General features: G+C 57.2%; 1 pseudogene. It reads left to right on the forward strand.

What is annotated here, in order from left to right:
• Positions 1 to 404 (forward strand): annotated as a pseudogene (locus tag AC5V8P_RS26145) (hypothetical protein); the annotation flags it as partial.

Genomic DNA, 404 nt, shown 5'->3' on the forward strand with positions numbered 1-404 from the left:
CAAGGACCACAGGGAGTTCAGGGTGATCAAGGACCACAAGGAGTCCAAGGCGACCAAGGACCTCAGGGAGTTCAGGGAGACCAAGGACCGCAAGGAGTTCAAGGTGACCAAGGACCTCAAGGAGTTCAAGGTGATCAAGGCCCTCAGGGTGTCCAAGGCGACCAAGGCCCTCAAGGAGTTCAAGGTGATCAAGGCCCTCAGGGTGTCCAAGGCGACCAAGGCCCTCAAGGAGTTCAAGGTGATCAAGGACCACAAGGAGTCCAAGGCGACCAAGGCCCTCAGGGTGTTCAAGGCGACCAAGGACCACAAGGAGTTCAAGGCGACCAAGGACCTCAAGGAATCCAAGGCGATCAAGGACCACAGGGAGTTCAGGGTGATCAAGGACCACAGGGAGTTCAGGGTGA

The sequence above is a fragment of the Paenibacillus sp. N119s genome, assembly GCF_059447605.1.